General features: G+C 65.1%; 18 protein-coding genes. 9 read left to right on the top strand and 9 right to left on the bottom strand.

From position 1 onward, the window contains the following. Positions 1 to 108: 108 nt before the first annotated feature. Positions 109 to 1,431 carry a glycoside hydrolase family 32 protein gene (locus MHX64_RS02545; RefSeq protein ID WP_370642125.1) on the top strand — a complete coding sequence of 441 codons (1,323 nt, stop codon included), beginning with the start codon at positions 109 to 111 and terminating at the stop codon, positions 1,429 to 1,431. 62 nt (positions 1,432 to 1,493) lie between these two features. Here MHX64_RS02545 and thiD read toward each other — a convergent pair whose 3' ends face one another. The 4 genes from thiD to MHX64_RS02525 are packed head-to-tail and all read right to left on the bottom strand — an operon-like array spanning position 1,494 to position 6,587. Then, the gene (gene thiD, locus MHX64_RS02540; protein WP_194989443.1) at positions 1,494 to 2,315 is read right to left on the bottom strand and encodes a bifunctional hydroxymethylpyrimidine kinase/phosphomethylpyrimidine kinase; all 822 of its coding nucleotides are present in this window, start codon (positions 2,313 to 2,315) and stop codon (positions 1,494 to 1,496) included. Between the two features lie 22 nt (positions 2,316 to 2,337). After that, the gene (locus MHX64_RS02535) at positions 2,338 to 3,930 is read right to left on the bottom strand and encodes a GTPase (protein ID WP_239357243.1); all 1,593 of its coding nucleotides are present in this window, start codon (positions 3,928 to 3,930) and stop codon (positions 2,338 to 2,340) included. Continuing rightward, on the bottom strand, positions 3,923 to 5,767 hold the full coding sequence (locus MHX64_RS02530; protein WP_239357242.1) for a GTPase domain-containing protein: 1,845 nt from the start codon (positions 5,765 to 5,767) through the stop codon (positions 3,923 to 3,925). The genes MHX64_RS02535 and MHX64_RS02530 overlap by 8 nt, the downstream gene beginning before the upstream one ends. Positions 5,768 to 5,795: 28 nt before the next feature. Continuing rightward, positions 5,796 to 6,587 (bottom strand): formate/nitrite transporter family protein, encoded by a 792-nt coding sequence (locus MHX64_RS02525; RefSeq protein ID WP_181889808.1) that lies wholly within the window; start codon positions 6,585 to 6,587, stop codon positions 5,796 to 5,798. A gap of 371 nt (positions 6,588 to 6,958) precedes the next feature. Here MHX64_RS02525 and rplN point away from each other — a divergent pair, with 371 nt between their 5' ends. Genes rplN through rplE form a run of 3 tightly spaced genes read left to right on the top strand, consistent with a single transcriptional unit; the run spans position 6,959 to position 8,232 of the window. Further along, entirely contained in the window at positions 6,959 to 7,327 is a 369-nt protein-coding gene (rplN, locus tag MHX64_RS02520) for a 50S ribosomal protein L14 (protein WP_038609661.1), read from the top strand. Between the two features lie 3 nt (positions 7,328 to 7,330). Then, the gene (rplX, locus tag MHX64_RS02515) at positions 7,331 to 7,645 is read left to right on the top strand and encodes a 50S ribosomal protein L24 (protein ID WP_239357241.1); all 315 of its coding nucleotides are present in this window, start codon (positions 7,331 to 7,333) and stop codon (positions 7,643 to 7,645) included. Continuing rightward, on the top strand, positions 7,645 to 8,232 hold the full coding sequence (rplE, locus tag MHX64_RS02510; protein ID WP_070474983.1) for a 50S ribosomal protein L5: 588 nt from the start codon (positions 7,645 to 7,647) through the stop codon (positions 8,230 to 8,232). The genes rplX and rplE overlap by 1 nt, the downstream gene beginning before the upstream one ends. A gap of 85 nt (positions 8,233 to 8,317) precedes the next feature. Here rplE and MHX64_RS02505 read toward each other — a convergent pair whose 3' ends face one another. The 3 genes from MHX64_RS02505 to MHX64_RS02495 are packed head-to-tail and all read right to left on the bottom strand — an operon-like array spanning position 8,318 to position 9,498. Then, positions 8,318 to 8,968, bottom strand: a complete 651-nt coding sequence (locus tag MHX64_RS02505) for a hypothetical protein (RefSeq protein ID WP_239357240.1) — start codon at positions 8,966 to 8,968, stop codon at positions 8,318 to 8,320. An 8-nt stretch (positions 8,969 to 8,976) separates the two neighbouring features. Further along, a complete protein-coding gene (locus MHX64_RS02500; protein WP_239357239.1) occupies positions 8,977 to 9,156 on the bottom strand; it encodes a hypothetical protein in 180 nt (59 codons plus the stop codon). A gap of 6 nt (positions 9,157 to 9,162) precedes the next feature. Beyond that, entirely contained in the window at positions 9,163 to 9,498 is a 336-nt protein-coding gene (locus MHX64_RS02495) for a hypothetical protein (RefSeq protein WP_239357237.1), read from the bottom strand. A 103-nt stretch (positions 9,499 to 9,601) separates the two neighbouring features. Here MHX64_RS02495 and MHX64_RS02490 point away from each other — a divergent pair, with 103 nt between their 5' ends. Together MHX64_RS02490 and MHX64_RS02485 are read left to right on the top strand one after the other, a co-directional pair. After that, positions 9,602 to 11,119, top strand: coding sequence for an OFA family MFS transporter (locus MHX64_RS02490; protein WP_239357235.1), 1,518 nt, complete (start codon positions 9,602 to 9,604; stop codon positions 11,117 to 11,119). A gap of 104 nt (positions 11,120 to 11,223) precedes the next feature. Beyond that, positions 11,224 to 12,219, top strand: a complete 996-nt coding sequence (locus MHX64_RS02485; protein ID WP_239357233.1) for a hypothetical protein — start codon at positions 11,224 to 11,226, stop codon at positions 12,217 to 12,219. A 24-nt stretch (positions 12,220 to 12,243) separates the two neighbouring features. On the opposite strand, the gene MHX64_RS02480 is transcribed toward MHX64_RS02485, so the two are convergent. After that, entirely contained in the window at positions 12,244 to 12,999 is a 756-nt protein-coding gene (locus MHX64_RS02480) for a formate dehydrogenase accessory sulfurtransferase FdhD (RefSeq protein ID WP_239357231.1), read from the bottom strand. Between the two features lie 178 nt (positions 13,000 to 13,177). Here MHX64_RS02480 and MHX64_RS02475 point away from each other — a divergent pair, with 178 nt between their 5' ends. From MHX64_RS02475 to MHX64_RS02465, 3 genes are all read left to right on the top strand, one after another. Further along, positions 13,178 to 13,891, top strand: a complete 714-nt coding sequence (locus tag MHX64_RS02475) for a DUF2786 domain-containing protein (RefSeq protein ID WP_181889814.1) — start codon at positions 13,178 to 13,180, stop codon at positions 13,889 to 13,891. A gap of 82 nt (positions 13,892 to 13,973) precedes the next feature. Then, positions 13,974 to 14,300 carry a helix-turn-helix transcriptional regulator gene (locus MHX64_RS02470; protein ID WP_239357229.1) on the top strand — a complete coding sequence of 109 codons (327 nt, stop codon included), beginning with the start codon at positions 13,974 to 13,976 and terminating at the stop codon, positions 14,298 to 14,300. Next, complete coding sequence (locus MHX64_RS02465) at positions 14,297 to 15,433, top strand: MFS transporter (RefSeq protein ID WP_255711391.1); 1,137 nt, start codon at positions 14,297 to 14,299, stop codon at positions 15,431 to 15,433. The genes MHX64_RS02470 and MHX64_RS02465 overlap by 4 nt, the downstream gene beginning before the upstream one ends. An 18-nt stretch (positions 15,434 to 15,451) precedes the next feature. Here MHX64_RS02465 and MHX64_RS02460 read toward each other — a convergent pair whose 3' ends face one another. Then, entirely contained in the window at positions 15,452 to 16,675 is a 1,224-nt protein-coding gene (locus MHX64_RS02460; RefSeq protein ID WP_239357225.1) for an amidohydrolase, read from the bottom strand. Positions 16,676 to 16,896: the final 221 nt, after the last annotated feature.

Below are 16,896 nucleotides of genomic sequence, written 5' to 3'. Positions count from 1 at the left end.
GCCGTCATCGCCGAGTCCATCCTCAACCGACTCATCGCCGGCGCCGAAATCATCACCCTCGAAGGACCAAACATGAGACTGGAAGCTAACCAGTAACACACAAAGCGCCTGAGCAGGGACCCGCTACCGGATCCCCACTCAGGCGCTACCACAAACTCACCACACCGCTTCCATTTCGATCTTCTAAACACGCCTCTCACGCAAGAACCTCACGACCCGAACGGGATGATGTTGCTCGGCGATGAGCTGCATGTGTTCTACCAGCACGACCCGTCCTTCCCCGCCCAGCCCAAGCGCACCGGCTGGGGGCATGCGGTGACCACGTTGGGCTCAGGCGTGTGGCGGCACTTCCCGGACGCGCTCTACCCGGGCGTGTCGTACGACGAAAACGGCTGCTACTCCGGCTCGGGCGTGGTGCACGACGGCCAGATCCGCCTGTTCTACACCGGCAACGTCAAGCGCGACGGGAAACGGTTGACCAGCCAGAACATCGTGGACGTGGGCGACATCGAAGGCCCCATGGGCGGGACCTACCACCGCCGAGACACGAACCCCGCGATCGACGGCCCCGCCGACGGCTACACCGCGCACTACCGCGACCCGCACGTCACCCAGGCGCCGGACGGTACGTGGCGGATGGTGCTGGGCGCCCAGCGCGACAACGGCACCGGCGCGGCTGTGCTCTACACCTCCGACGACCTGGACACGTGGCAGTTCGCCGGCGAGATCGAGTTCGCGGGCCTGAACTACAACGTCGCCTCGGCCTACATGTGGGAGTGCCCGAACCTGCTGCGGATGCGCGATCAGGCCACGGGCGTGATGCGCGACGTGTTTGTCTTTTGCCCGCAGTTTCCGGATTCGGACGAGTGCGGGTACGTCGTCGGCAAACTTGAAGGCCTGCGGTTCGAGGTCGAGCGGGATTTCACGCCGCTGGATTACGGCTCGGAGTTCTACGCGCCGCAGCTCATCAGCGACAACAACGGCGGCGCGCTCATGCTCGGCTGGATGGGGCTGCCCGCGCGCGACGACACCCCCACCTTCCCCGCGGAGGGGTGGGTGCATCAGCTCACGCTGGTCAGGGAGCTTTCGCTTATCGACGGCCACCTGGCCACCGCCCTGCAGATCCCGGACGCCCACGACATGCTCGTCGAGCGGGTAGCGCTGGGGGACTCGTCCTGGTCGGCGGACCTCGTCGCCGAGGGAGAACACGTCGGCGCGACCGTGACCTGGCAGCCGGACGGCGCAGGGCGCGGCACAGTGTTCGTCGACGTGGCAGGACGCATCCGGTGGGCCGAGTGCGCCGCAGGTGAGCTGGTGCTTACCGCGGACGGTGCGGCGGTGGAGTGCACCGCGGGCGACGGGGACGTCGCGTTTTCTTTTGCCGTCTTTGCTCCCGGTGGGGCGCAGTGGTCGGCGCTGACACCTCAATAGGAAGGAACAACCGTGCAACACAAGGACGTGGCCAGCCGGGTGCTGGCCGCCGTGGCCGAGGCTCACACCCCGCCCGCCAGCCGGTAGAGGCGGTGGAAGTGGTGCACGGGGCCGTTGCCGCGGCCGACGTTAAGTTCGTCGGCGTGGGCGATGGCCTCGTGGAGCCACTCGGAGGCCCAGGTGGTCGCGGCGTTGGCGTCGGTGAGCACCATGCGCGTGGCCAACGCCGCGGAGAGCGAGCAGCCGGTGCCGTGGGTGTTTTTGGTGTCCACGCGCGGCACCTCGGCGACGTGGGCCTCACCGCCCGGGGTGACGAGCGCGTTGGAGGCGCGGTCGCCTCTGAGGTGGCCGCCCTTGACTAGCACGCTCACGTCCGCCTCGGCTGCATAGCGACGACCCAGGGCCACCGCCGCCTCAAACGATTCCGGCTCGGGCTGGCCGGTGAGCACGGCCAGCTCCGGCAGGTTCGGGGTGACCACCGTGGCGTGGTCGCGGACCAGCTGGCGCAGGGCCTCCTCCGCGTCGGCAGAAAGCAGGCGGTCGCCGGAGGTGGCCACCATCACCGGGTCCACCACCACGACCGGCACCGGGTGGGCGGCGAGGTAGTCGGCCACGGTGCGGGTGGTTTCAACGTCGCCGAGCATGCCGATCTTCACGGCGTCGACTTCGACGTCGTCGAACACCGCGTCGAGCTGCGCGCGCAGAAACGACTGCGGGGGAGTGTGGATCTCTCGCACACCCTGGGTGTTTTGGGCCACCAGCGCGGTGGTCACGCACATGCCGTAGCCGCCGGCGGCCGCGATGGATTTCAGGTCGGCCTGGATGCCGGCGCCGCCGGTGGGGTCGGTGCCGGCGATGGACAAGACTCTGGGAATTCGTGCCATATTCGCCGACCGTACCGGGAAACTAGCCCGCGGCCACGGCGATGCGCTCGGCGAAGCGGGAGTAGTCCTCCCGGATGGCCAGCAGCGGCTCCACCACCGCGGTCTGGGAGACCTCGGCGACCTGTTTCTGCACCGCCGAGCGGGTGCGCCGCTTGACCCCGGAGCCAAGCATCCCGCCGAACACCGCGGAGACCAGGCCGATGACCAGGCCGGTGAGCAGCCCTGCCATGATCAGCAGCGTCGGGATTGGCCAGCCTTCCACGTCGGGCACGAGGTCGCCGCCGAGCAGGGGAGTGAGCACGCCCGGCACGAACGCGACCAGCAGGTACCACAGCACGCCCACCAGGGCGGCCAGCAGCGCCAGCCACTGGATCACGGTGAGCAGCGACCAGCCCTTGGACGGCTCCGCGGGCAGCGTGGTGCGGGCGACGGCGCGGTCCAGCTCCGCGGGCAGGCCGGCGGAGACCTCCTCGGCGCGGTCGGCCACGGCGGCGGACCACTCGTGCGGCAGCCCGTCGGCGACGGCGCCCGCGTAGTCGCGCACGCCCCGGTTTGCCACGGCCTTTGACGCGGCGTCGAGCTCCGGCATTGAGCTGCGGTGCACCCCGATCTCGTCGGATGCTTCGCGCAGTCCCAGCCGGCGCAGCGGGTCGGGTTTGAAGCGGGTGATCCAGGAGGTCAGTAGCCACCCGGTGCGTTCGCGCAGCCGCTTGCGGTACGCCGCGGCGGTGGTCTCCGCGATGCGGTCCGCGCCGGCGGCTTGCGCCAGCACGGCGTCCATGTCGCGCTTCGCATTCTTTGCGACGCCTCCGGCGCCCCTCACCCCGGAATACCCCTCGGCGACAGAGCGGATGTCCGCCTCGATGCGCGCGGTCTGCGCCGTGTGCGCCTTGGCCACCTTCGCGATCGCGGCGCGCAGGTTCTCGATTCCGGCGCCCGTCAGGGTGGAGGTGGGGACGACCTGGACGTTGGTGAGGCCGTCGTCACGCAAAAGCCCCGCGTACGAGTCCGCGACGGTGCCGACATCTCCCGCGGCGAGCAGGTCGGACTTGTTCAGCACCGCCAACGTCACGGCGGAGTGGTTGGCGTGCGGGCGGATGAACTGGTCGTGGATGACGGAATCCGCGTATTTCTCCGGGTCGGAGACCCACACCAGCACGTCCACCTGGCCGGCAAGGCGTTCCGCGATGGCGCGGTTGGACGCCTCCACCGAGTCGAAATCGGGCAGGTCTAACAGGATCAGCGGGCCAGCGCCGCGGGCGAACTCGCCCTGGCGGGCGCGGCGGTCCTCCACGCCCAGCCAGTCCAGCAGCTCCTCGGAGCCGTCCGGCTCCCAGATGGCGGCCAGCGGCGAGGAGGTGGTGGGGCGGCGCGCGGCGGCCTTGCCCAGGTCCTCGCCAACAACAGCGTTGAACAGCGAGGTCTTGCCGGAGCCGGTGGCGCCGAAAAAGCCCACCACGGTGTGGTCGCCGGACAGCGCGCGGCGTTCCGCGCCGGCTTTCGCCACGCGCTCGAGGCCCTCGCGGTTGCCCGGCGAGAGGTACGGTGCGCCGATCTGCGCGGCCTGATCCAGCGCCTGCAGCCGCTCGGTCAGGCCAGCTTTCTTCCTAAACATTGCCGTCCCCCTTGCCAAAGTTGCCGCGCAGCTGGTCAAACAGCCCGCGCAGCGTGCCGCGCTCGAAGCTTTCCTCCACATCCTCCTGCTTTGCGGGAAGCTGCGGGGCCTCTTGCCTATCGACGAGCCCAAGGAGCCTCACGTTCACAGCGCGCTTCGCCTCCGCGGAAGCTTCCCGCACCTGCTCGGCGGTCGCGCCCTCGAGCAGCGGGTCCGTCAATACGTGGTAGCGGTCGCGCTCCGCGGCGAACAGCTCGCCCAGGCGCTGGTTCAAGTCCTCCCGGGCCTGGACGACCATGCGGCGCACGGTGTCCTCGCCGAATATCGTCTCAAGCAGCTTCTGGCCTACCACGGCGGATCCGCCCGCGATGGCCACCTCGCCGCCGGTAATGCCCGCCGTGGAGGCGAAGACCACCAGCATCAGCGCCACGGTGGCCACGTTCAGGCCGAACGACATGAGGCGGGCGCGCTGGCGCTTGTCGCCGGCGGTGTCCTGGATGTGCTGCACCATGTCCTTTTGCCAGTCGCGCACTAGCTGCGCGGCCTTGTCGGAGATGTCCGCGCTGGCGCGGGCGAGCGCCGGATCCGCGTCCGTGCGCAGCTCCGGGGCCACCGAACCGGTGTGGGACCACGCGCGCGACGCGGCGGTCTCGGCCGCATCCACGATCACGGCGTGCAGGCCGGACTCGATCTCGGTCTCTACCTCGCGAAGCGGCGCGGGCTGGCCGGTGAAGAAGCTGCCCACCTTGTCCACGGCGCTGGAGAACCAACGCTCGACACCGCGGAACACATCTGAGGTGCCGACGACGTCCTGCCAACGGTCCATCACCTCGGAGCGCAGCAGCTTACCGTCGGAGGTGGCGTCGATGACATGACGGTTCGCGGCGGTGTAGAACTCGTGGATCGACTCGTCGAGCTGGTTGGCAAAGTTTTCCTGGCGTTCGCGGCGGCCCACCAGGGCATCCACGCGGGTAAGCGCCGATTCCACCGCACCCGCAACGGTCTTGCCGGCCACGTCGCGCCGGGCGGCGGTGTCGTCCGCGAGCGTGGTCAGGTACTCGCGAAGTGGTGCGACCAGCTCCTCGCCCAGGAATTCGCCGGACTGCTCGCCACCAAGGTCCGCCACAAACGGGACGGTAAATACGGTGGCCTTGGAAAGTCCCGCGTCGTTCATCATGCGGCGCAAGTCGTCTGGCACCGTCTCCGCGGCCTTGTCGTCGAGGCGGTTGAGCACCACCACGACCTCGATGCCGCGGCCGGCGGCGTCGTTGAGGAAGTTCCACACCAGCTGGTCCGCGTAGCGCGCCGGGGTGGTGACGAAGATCCACAGGTCCGCGGCGGCGAGGAGCTGGGACGCCAGGGCCCGGTTCTGGTCGTCGATGGAGTCGAAATCGGGGGCGTCGAGAAGCGCCAAGCCCTCCGGGATGCGGGGCGTGTCCACGACACGCAGGGTGGTGGAGCGCTCGTCGCCCGCGCCGTGCGAGCGGGCCAGGCCGGGCAGCACCTGCGGGGAGTTGAACCAGTCCGCGTCGCCCGGGTTGGCCACCAGCACCGGCTGACGGGTGGTGGGGCGGATCACGCCCGGGTTAGACACCCGCTCGCGCAGCAGCGCGTTGACAATGGTGGACTTGCCGGAGCCGGTGGAGCCGCCGATGACGGCGAGCAGGGGCGCGTCGAGGTTGGCCAGGCGCGGCAGCACATAGTCGTCGAGCTGATTGACTATGGCGCGGGCTTCGGAAGCGACGTCGACAGGCAGTGCCGTGTACGCCACCGCATCGCGCACGCCGCGCACGGCCTGAAGGACATCTGGAGCCGAGTGGGAAACAGGTGTATTCACCCGTCCCATTCTGGCAGACGGCGCGGAACTAGTCCTTGTAGTCCGTCTTGGTCAGGTTGAGCCAGCCGTAGAGCCCGCCCATCATGAAGCCGCCGCCGACGAAGTTGCCCAGCCACACGACGACCCAGTTGCGGATCACGTTCCAGTTGGTGAAGCCCTCGATCACATCCGGGCCGAGCGTGAAGCCGCCCAGGCTGGTGAGGATGAAGTTCGCGATGGAGTGCTCGTAGCTCATGGTCGCAAACGACGGGATGATCAGGATGACGCCCCACAGCTTCGCGCTGTAGTCTTTGCCCGCCTGGGTTGCCAGCATGAAGGCGATGTTGACCACGACGTTGGCCAGGATTGCTTCGACAAAAAGTGTTGAACTGGACTTTTGCAGCTTGGCCACCAGCAAGTCGTGGAGGAACCCGTCCACTTCCACAAGCTGGCCCATGGTGGTGCGGGAAATCAGCCATGCGATCACCACTGCACCGATGAGATTGAAGATGGTGACGAACAGGACCAGCAACAGACCCCTGACCACAGTGTTCTTTTTGTGGATCGCGCCATAGGTCATGAACATCATGTCGCCTGTGGCGAGTTCGCCTTGCAGCACGATGATGATGTACAGCGTGGAGGCGAAGATGCCGCCGAACGCGTACTTGCCCCACCCCGGGGCGTACGTGTCCGTCAGCTGGGCAGTGGAGGCGGCGAACGCCGTCATGATCCCCAGATACACGCCCGCCAGTACTGCACGGGTGGCAAACCGGGCGGGCTCTTCGGAAAAGAGGTCAACCTTGTTCTTAATCGCCGTAGGGGCGGCTTCGTAAAAACTCACGGGATTTAACGTACAAGAGGTCATACCTTATGGCGAAACTTGGCGATACCGCCGGGAAGCCGCTGACCTGCCGTGTTGGTGCTTGTTGCGTTTCGTGTGTCTAGATTCACAGGCAGAAGTAAGACTCCCGGACAGCGACGCGAGCGGCGCAGGAAGCTGCCCGCGCGCGGATTTGGGGAATCGGCCCAGCTCGTGGTTGAATACTCCAGTTGTCTACTGCTGGTCGGGTGCAACGCGCGTTTCCGAGCTGCGCATCCGAGACCCTTCGACCACGTGGTGGTTCGTCGATAAGCAATGGGCACCGCAAACATTGACCACGTGCGTGCAGGACGGAAATCTGGCGCACATTGATCCAGGTCAGGAGACCAACTGTGATTCAGCAAGAATCGCGTCTGAAGGTCGCCGACAACACTGGTGCACGCGAGATTCTGTGCATCAACGTTCTCGGCGGTTCTGTTCGACGCTTCGCCGGCATCGGCGACACGATTGTCGCCACCGTGAAGGAAGCTGCCCCGGGCGGCAACGTCAAGGAGGGTGAGGTCGTCAAGGCTGTCATCGTCCGCGCGAAGAAGGAAACCCGTCGTCCGGACGGCTCCTACATCTCCTTCGACGAGAACGCTGCCGTCATCATCAAGAACGACACCGAGCCGCGCGGCACCCGCATCTTCGGCCCGGTCGCTCGTGAGCTGCGCGACAAGCGCTTCATGAAGATCGTGTCTCTCGCACCGGAGGTGATCTAACTTATGAAGATCAAGAAGGGCGATATGGTCCAGGTCATCGCCGGCAAGGACAAGGGCGCTCAGGGCCGCGTCATCGAGGCGTACCCGCAGCGTGAAAAGGTCCTGGTTGAGGGCGTGAACCGCATCAAGAAGCACGTCGCCAACTCCTACACCGAGCGCGGCGCCGAGTCCGGCGGCATTGTCACCCAGGAAGCCCCGATCCACGTGTCCAACGTGATGATCCTGGACTCCGACGGCAAGCCGACCCGCGTCGGCTACCGCTTCGACGAGGACGGCAAGAAGATCCGCGTAGCCAAGTCGAACGGGAAGGACATCTAATGACTGAGAGCATTCAGAACTACACCCCCCGCCTGAAGACGCGTTACCAGGACGAGATCCGCACCAAGCTCAATGACGAGTTCTCTTACGACAACGTCATGCAGATCCCGGGCCTGACCAAGATCGTCGTGAACATGGGTGTCGGCGATGCCGCCCGCGACTCCAAGGTCATCAACGGCGCGCTCGAGGACCTCACCGCGATCACCGGCCAGAAGCCGCAGCTGCGTCGCGCGAAGAAGTCCATCGCTAACTTCAAGCTCCGCGAAGGCATGCCGATCGGCGCGAAGGTCACCCTCCGCGGCGACCGCATGTGGGAGTTCCTGGACCGTCTGCTGACCGTGGCTCTGCCGCGTATCCGCGACTTCCGCGGCCTGAACGACAAGCAGTTCGACGGCAATGGTAACTACACCTTCGGCCTGTCCGAGCAGACCATGTTCTACGAGATCGACATCGACAAGATCGATCGCGTCCGCGGCATGGACATCACGCTCGTCACCACTGCCACGAACGACGACGAGGGTCGCGCCCTGCTGACGCACCTCGGCTTCCCGTTCGCTGACAAGGACGGCAAGATGAAGCGCGCATAAGCGTTTGCTTGCTTGGCTGCTTGGCTGCTTTGCGCCCCCGGTTCTTTCTGGACCGGGGGCGTTTTGCGTGTGTGGGGGTGCCGGACTAACGAGGTTTACGGGTGGAGTCGGGCGGGAACGCGAGGTCGAGCAGCTCTACATCGGAGAGGGTTTCCGGGTTGTGCCACAGGACGGCTTCGATCCGGCTGTCGTGGTTGTACAGGGTGACCCAATGCTCGTAGAGCACGATCCCTGAGTGCCCGTCATCGGCCCAAGGGATACCGAGCTCGTCGAGCTTCTCCGTGAATCTCGACGTCGGGATATGGAACGGGATGCCCAGGAAGCTAGCGTTGTTGTGCGGGCTGATCTCGAGCTCGGTCACCACCCCGCCCTTCTCGGTGGCCCTGGCAGCGAACGCTTGCCCATCCAGTGACAGGGTCGCCTGGTACCCGTTTCCGAGGAATTCGTCCCAGTTCATACGGTCGATGATGGGGGTCGGCTCGGGATCGCCCATCGCCGCCAGTACCTCGTCGAACCCCAGTGGGCAGTCGGTGGTGAAGTCGACGAGCGGCTCGTACCCCGCACGGTCCTCTGCCGGCTGGGTAGGGGAGGTGCGTGCTGTTGCCGCACCGGCTTCGGCTTGCACGTTTGCGTCGTAGATCTTCCGCACTGTCTCTATGGGGCCAACAATCGACACCACTCCAGGTTCGTTTGCAACGGTGACGCTGTGCCTATCGACGTCCGCGCGTTCGATCATGCGCGCGACTATCGACGGCCCGTCTTCCGCGAGCACCGGGGAAGGAAGTCTTCGAAGACGAACACGTTTCCCACGTCGTCTATCTCGGCGAAGTGGAGCGTTTCGCCGGTGACCCGGCTGCGTGCCGCGGCGAGCGAGCGGATGAATCGGAGGTAGTCGTCCTTGTCGAGCGACAGTGCGACGCCCAACTGCTCTCAGTACTTCACCCTGTTCGAGGTGAGGTCCGCGACGGCATCCAGCGCATTCATGGCGATTGTGTTGAGCTCGTCTGGGTCTTCGGGCCAGGCATCGTCAGCTGCGGTTTCGAGCTGGTTGTAGCAGGTGTCCATTCGGGCACGTGCGTCGTCGCTAAGCGAAAAGTCCCTCGTTGCTGCATCGAACTCGATGCTGTTGATGATGGCGGTGACTTCCGGCCACCTCGCCGTGCAGGGACGGGCGTAGCCGTGGAGGAATGCCTTCGCGGTTTGCAGGGCGCCGAGCGCTGAGGCAGTTGTGGATCCGGTGTGTTGGAGTGCTTCGTCGTAGAACATCGGCGGTTGACCTCCTCGTGTGAATGGAAGCTTTCTGTTTCTTCGCGCTTGCGAGTTATTATGCGCTTCGTAATTTATGCAGGTGAGACGGCAGGAAGCGTCCATGTCATTCTTTTCCCGAGGTGCGATTATCGCGCCCAAGGAATTCAACCGCTGGCTCATTGTCCCGGCAGCGTTGGCGATCCACCTCTCCATCGGGCAGGTGTACGGGTTCTCCGTGTTTAAGAAGCCGATGATGGAGCACTTCGGGGTGGGGGAAGTTGCCGTGGGGTGGATCTTCTCGCTGGCGATCGGCATGCTGGGCACGTCGTCTGCGCTGTTCGGCTCGTGGGTGGAAAAGGTTGGACCGCGCGCGTCCATGTCTATGGCAGGCGTGCTGTGGGTGGTCGGATTCCTGGTGGCCACGCTGGGAATCAGCACCGGGAACCTGTGGCTGGTGTACTTCGGCTACGGGTTCATCGGCGGCATTGGCCTGGGTATCGGATACATCTCGCCCGTGTCCACGCTGATGAAGTGGTTCCCGGACCGGCCGGGCCTGGCCACGGGGCTTGCGATCATGGGCTTCGGCGGCGGCGCGTTGATCGCCTCGCCAGCGTCGAACCGGCTGATGGAGGCGTTCGGCGGCGGGGCTGAGCTCGCGGATCGCGCCGCGGGTCTCGAACCGACTTTTATCACCCTCGCGGTCGTGTACCTGCTGGTCATCGCCATGGGTGCGTACTGCATCCGGCTTCCGCACCCGGACTGGACCCCGACAGGCGCGCCAAAGATCAAGGCGAAACCGGCGAAGGTCGCCATCGTCGGCGCCAACGTCAGCGCGAACAACGCTATTCGCACGCCGCAGTTTTGGTGCCTGTGGGTAATCCTGTTCTGCAACATCACCGCCGGCATCGGCATCCTGGAAAACGCCGCACCGATGGTGCAGGACTACTTCCCGGCGCTCAGCGCTGCGGCGGCCGCCGGCTTCGTCGGGTTGCTGTCGCTGGCCAACATGGGCGGCCGCTTCATCTGGTCGTCCGCCTCCGACGTGATCGGCCGCAAGAACATCTACATGGTTTACCTGGGTGTTGGCCTGATCTTCTACTTCGTGGTGGCATCCGCCGGCCACACTAGCCTAGCGCTGTTCGTGGTGAGCACCCTGATCCTGCTCACCTTCTACGGCGGCGGGTTCGCCACCATCCCGGCGTACCTGCGCGACCTGTTCGGCGTGTACCAGGTCGGCGCGATCCACGGCCGGTTGCTCACCGCCTGGTCCGCGGCGGGCGTGGCGGGGCCATTGATCATTAACACGGTGGTGGAGCGCCAGGCCAACCGCGGCAACTCCGGCCCGGAGCTGTACCAGCTCTCGCTCTACATCATGTGCGTGCTGCTCGCGGTGGGCCTCGTGGCGAACATCCTGGTCCGGCCGGTCGCCCGCAAGTGGTTCGAGGATCCGGAGAAAGTGGCCGCAAAGGTGGAAGCGGACCGTGCGTCGGCAAGAGAATCCGCAGCGGCAGCGGCCGGCGGCGGCGCCGGATCCATCCATGCGCTGGTAGCGACGGTGCTTGCGCTGGTTATCGCGGCGCTGCTGGTCTATGGGTTGTGGGAGACCGCGGTGAAGGCCTCGCAGATGATTGCTGGTTAGTCGGCTGGTCGTGAGCTGACTTCTGGAAAGACGTCCGAGTTTTCGGCAGACTTGGCCGCGATGGTCTGAAATCCGTTGCTGCAGGACAAGTGAGGAGCAGCCCGATGACGTACTTCATGCAGTTCGATGAGTCGATGAAGGCTATTCGACCTTCGGACAACACGAGGCTCCGTATGCCGACTCATAACGGAGATTTAGAGGTCCACGTTTACGAGGCCAAGCACCGAAGCGGCGGGGCTTCGTTGGCGGCTGTTCCGCGCACTCCAGAGAACCTGGCTGTGCTGGGCCTCAGAGCCGAAGTTGGTCAGCCATCGGACTGGATTATTCCGCCGTTTCCACTGCTTACGAGTGCGTTCCGCAAGGGCGGTCCGTTTATCCGGGACGGCAAGGTCGAATCTGTGCCGGGCGATTTCGACCCTGCGAAGGTCGCGGTCGGCGGGGAGGAGTATCGGCCGGGGCCGCCCGCCTATATTCCGACGAAGCTCAAAGACGAGATCCCGCTTGATGTAGACAGCGTTGACACCTCCAACTGGAGTATCGAGAAATGGATAGGTGGGTCGGGTGTCAGAGAAGCAACCGATGAGGAGCGGAACTACCAGCTGATCCCGTGGGGTTTTAATCCGATTGGGTTTTTGGACTTGTGGCTTGAGCAGTATCGCTGCTACCACCTTGGCCTTAAGATTCCTGATGAACTGAGCCGGCCGGATGAGGATATTGACCACGACGCTCAGGAATCTGAGTCGGCGTCAGGGCTGAAGATGCGTCTGGTAGAGCTCGATGCGTCTGCCGGGGAACTGGAAGGCCAGCACTCGGTTTACATTCAGGTCGTGGTCGGCTCTGACTTGCATAAGGCTATTGCTGCAACGGGCCACGAAGCCAACGGGTACTTCCTCGAAGGGCTGGCGGAGTACTTCAAGTCAACGGGTCAGATTGATGGCAGCCTGCAGTTCGACCCGGAGGGACAAGGGATCGGTATTTACGGGGACGCCGAGCACGTGGAGAAGGTGCGAGCCGTGTTCGGCGAAGTTGCCGAGACACCTGATGAGATCGCGGGCCTGGTCGAGAAAGCGGAGACAGCGGGTATCAAATTCGACGACTAGCCGCGGACTTGCCAATGCAATCGGCTAAGCCCCCGAGTACACGCTGAAGCGCTCGTCGCCCACCTCGCCGACGAGCACCGTGTTGGTGGCCCGGGCCAGCTCCACGGCCATCGACGTCACGCCGGCAGTGGTGGCCACCGCACCGAATCCGGCTGCCGCGGCGGCGCGCACGATTTCGAAGCCCACCTGCGCATCGGTTGCGAGGGTGAGGGCGGGGGACGGGGTGGCGTCGAGAAGCATGTGCCCCGCAATCTTGTGCACCGCATTCAAGGGGTCGAGGTCCTGGCGCCCCGCATCGCCCGCGACCGCCGTGGGCAGGTCGCGCGTGCGGTGCTGCGACAACACCCCGGGAAGCGCGAAGATCGCGGACGGGTCAAGCTCCATGAACTCGTCGCGCACGTCGAGGTTGGCGGCGAGCTCGCGCACCCGCTGCTCGGCGGAGATGCCGCACGCGTCGCCGGGGATCGGGTCGATGAACTGCGGGGCCGAGGGTCGCGCGAGCTGGATATCCAGCAGGTTGTAGGTGTTTTCGCCGCCGATCGCGCCCTCGCAGTAGCGGGCGGTGACCACGTCCTCGACACGCGTGATCAACCCGCGCGCCAGCAGCAGGCCATGCGCGAGCTCGATGTCGTGGCCCGGGGTGCGCATAAGCGTTGCGACGCTCACGCCACCGGCCCGGATCTCCAACGGCTCTTCAACCGCGACCTGGCCCGCGCGGGTGTCGCGGGTGCCGTCGGCGGAAATCTTGGTGACTGCGAAGCTGCGTTTGGTCCTGCTCACGGGAACCGATGGTATCGCCGGATGCTTAACTCGCGAACTTGCGGCGAATCTACGTGCGAAAACGCGGGTTATCCACAGGGGTGCGAACGCGAATTCCACAAGCCCGAAAACATCCGCCTTGACGCCCCGCTACAACTGCACCCACACATCCGAACACAGAAAGGGGTGGGTGCGTCCGATGCGTACCGAAGACAAGATCAAACAACGACTGCAGAAACTGCTCAACCAGGCCCGCGACCGTGAGGGCACACCGGAGGGCGACGCGTTCTACGCCAGGGCGTTCGAGCTCATGGCCGAGTACGGCTACGAACAACGCGACCTGGACACCGAGGACGGCGACGAGGTGGGCCAGCGCACCTACGAGTTCGCCGGTTCCTACACGGAAATGCAGGCGAACCTGCTGCTGACCATCGCATTCGCGCTGCACTGCACGGGTTTTTCGCAGCGCGTGTACAACTCCACGCGCATGAAAGACGCCGTCATCTTCGGCTGCGCGCGCCACCTGGAACGGGTGGACATGCTCTACGCGCTGCTTCTGCCCGTGATGCTCGCGGACGCGCAGAAGGTGCGCGCCACCCACTGGGGAGAATCGGCGGTGGTGCGCCGCCGCAGCTTCATGTCCGGCTTCGCTGCGAGCATCGGCGCGCGCCTCGCCGAAGCCGAAAAGACCGTGGAGGAATCAGACGGGGAGTATGGGCTCGTGCTTGTCGACGACTTCCAGAAGGCCACCGAAGCCCGCGACAACTTCGCCGCAGAAATGGGCTTCTTTTTAGGCAGCTTCTCGTCCAAGCGTTCCTTCGACGCGGATGCGTTCGACCAGGGCCACGAGGCGGGGCAGCGCTCCGACATTGGGCAGACGCGGGTGCGTTCGCGCCCGGCGCTGCCGTTCTAGCAGTTTCGGGGATCTTCGTGGTCGTGCAACTTTTCTTGTACGGTGTTGATGCAAGAAAAGTTGCACGATTTTGGGAGGTTCGATGACGCCACGCGAATACCACCATCCAACAACCGACGAAATCACCCTGACCAGGGTGCTTGGTGCTTTGAGTGACCCCATCCGGCTGGAGATGATTCGTCGGCTCGCCGACGGGTTGGACCATGACAGTCTCGAGCTTGCAGACGATTTGCCCCGGTCGACGCTCACGTACCACACGCGCATGCTGCGAGAGGCGGGGGTGACGTGGACCCGGGGAGAGGGACGCGCATGCTTGATCCGATTGCGGCGGGACGATCTAGATCGTCTATTTCCCGGTGTGCTTGCGGCAGTGATCGCCAACGCGAACACCGAGGGGGAACAGGGATGATGCGTCGGCTATGGCCTTTCGTGCTGGGGAGCGTGGCACTCGGCCTAGACGCATACGTTGTGGCGGGACTTCTGCCGGCCATCGCAGCCGCCCTTGGAACGCCAGAAGCCACGGTTGGACTGGGGGTTGCGGCGTTTACAGGTTCGTATGCCGTCGTGGGGCCGTTACTGGCGGGAAAGGCAGGGCAGCAATCGCGGCACAGCCTGATCATCGCCTTGCTTGTGTTCACTTTGGCGAACTTGGCCACGGCGCTGTCACCGACAATCTGGGTCTTCCTGGCCTCTCGCGTGGTGGCCGGCGCAGCAGCCGGTGTGTATTCGCCGCTGTCCTCGGCGGTTGCCGCTGAAATCGTCGGGCCGGAACGTCGAGGGCGCGCATTGGCGCTAGTCCTCGCTGGACTTGCGGTCGGCACCGTATTCGGCGTGCCGATCGGTCTGGTGCTGGCACAGTATTGGGATTGGCGTGCCGCGATACTGCTGATCGTGGTCGTCGGAGGCGTAGCACTCTCGGGTATTGCACTTCGAGGAGGGGACCTGCCAGCGATTCCAGCGTCTAGTCCCGCCGACCGGCTGCGGTCTATTACACGGCCTAAGAATCTCCTCACGGTCACTGTGACGCTGTTGACCGGCGTCGCTTCCCTGGGGCTTTACACCTACCTCACAGTCGTGCTGTCTGGGGGAGCCCTTGCAGCGCATCAAAACATAGCGATTTGGGTGTGGGGGCTCGGCGGAGCGGTCGGAGCACTGGGGATTGGGTTGCTCGCGGACAGACATGACCCGCTGCGGCTCAGTGCTGTGATCCTTGGGGGCCTCACCTGTGCGTTGCTCGGCATGACCCAAGGCCAGGTTCCAGTGTTGGTGGTAGTCAGTCTGTTTGTCTGGGGATTATGCGGATGGGCTTCTCTCGCGCCCCAGCAACAAGTATTAATTCAAGCGAATCCTGCTGATGGCGCGACGGCTGTTGCTGCAAACGCTTCGGCCAACTACCTGGGGTCGGCGCTGGGCGCGGCCGCCGGGTCGCTATTGGTCGCTGCACATGCGACACCGGCCGTACTTAGTGGCTCAGCAGCGGCCGTGGCAGCGCTTGCGTTGTGCTGCCAGCTCGTTCGGCAGCGCATGGATACCAACGGCTGAGAGGAACTTTTGTTGTTCTCAGTCCACCAGCCACGCGGCAGCAGCCACGATCATGGCCTCGGCCGCGCGGTCGAGCGTGGGCTGCAGGTCGGGCGCGAAGGCCGGGGAGTGGTTGCCGGGGGCGTTTTCCCAGTCCTTGAAGCCGCCCAAGCCCCAGTACGTGTACGGCACGTCGAGCGCGTCCGGGATGATGGAGAAATCCTCAGAGGCGGGGATCTGGTCCAAGTCCGCGGCGTCGCTGCCGAAGTGGGCGTCGAACGCGCCGCGAACGCGGGAGGTGGTCTCCGGGTCGTTGTCCGTGAGCGGGTACTCGTCGTAGAACGTGATTTCCGGCTCCCGCGGGCTGCCGGCGGCGGCGCACTCGCCCTCAACAATGCGGGTGATTGCGCTGCGCAGCGTGTCGCTGACCTCCCGGGTGTAGGCGCGGGTATTCACCAGAAGCTCGGCGGTTTCCGGGATCACGTTCGCCTTCACACCGGAGTGGATCGCGCCGACGGTGAGCACCGCGGTGTCTTTCGCTTGCACTTCGCGGGAGACCACCGTGTGTAGGCGGGTGACGATGTTGGAGGCGAGCAGGACCGGGTCAACGCCCTTTTCCGGCATGGAGCCGTGGGTGCCCTTGCCCCACACGGTGATCTGGGCGGAAAACGCCTGGGACATGAACGGCCCCGGGTGGGTGCCCACAACACCTGCGGGCAGCATCGGCAGCACGTGCTGACCCAAATACACGTCGGGTTTCGGCATCGCCTCGCGGATGCCGTTAGCCAGCATCACCCGCGATCCGGCGTACGCCTCCTCTGCCGGCTGGAACACGGCGACCAGGGTGCCGCGCCAGCAGTCGCGGTTGGCGGCGAAAGCCTCCAGCGCTCCGAGCACGCCCATGATGTGGTAGTCGTGCCCGCAGGCGTGGGTGACGTGCTCCTCGCGGCCGCTGACAGCATCCACCTGCGTGGCGGTGGAGGCGTACGGCTTGCCGGAGCGCTCCTGCACCGGCAGCCCGTCGATGTCCGCGCGGATGGCCACCACCGGGCCGGGCCCGTTGTCCAGCACGCACACCGTGCCCGTTTCGCCCACCTGCGTGTGCGGCAGCTGCAGCGCGTCCAGCCGGGAGCGGATCTTCGAGGCCGTCTGCAGCTCTTGCAGCGACAGCTCGGGATGCTGGTGGAACCAGACGTAAAGTTCCTCGCGAGCCTCGCGCGTGGCGGTCAGCGATCCGACGAGCTGTGCAAGGGCGGTGTCCATGCAGGGCAGTCTATGGGGTTGTGAATCTCTGGCGGGTTGGTGGGGCGCTGAACGTGCCCGTCGATAAGCGATTTGCTCATTGGCGCAGGAAAGCGGTAAGTTACCCCCTCGGACTTGCGCGCCGACGCTTCGGCGTGCGCAAGCCGAAGTACATTTGAACATCCAACTTTGTTGCAGGCCCCCCGCCATGATGCGGACCGCGTGCAAGGGAGGCGGCGAGC

Origin of the sequence: Corynebacterium sp. ACRPZ, from assembly GCF_022346205.1 — a bacterium.
In the GTDB taxonomy this organism is placed as follows: domain Bacteria; phylum Actinomycetota; class Actinomycetes; order Mycobacteriales; family Mycobacteriaceae; genus Corynebacterium; species Corynebacterium lehmanniae.
This window is presented reverse-complemented; position numbering and strand designations above follow the sequence as displayed.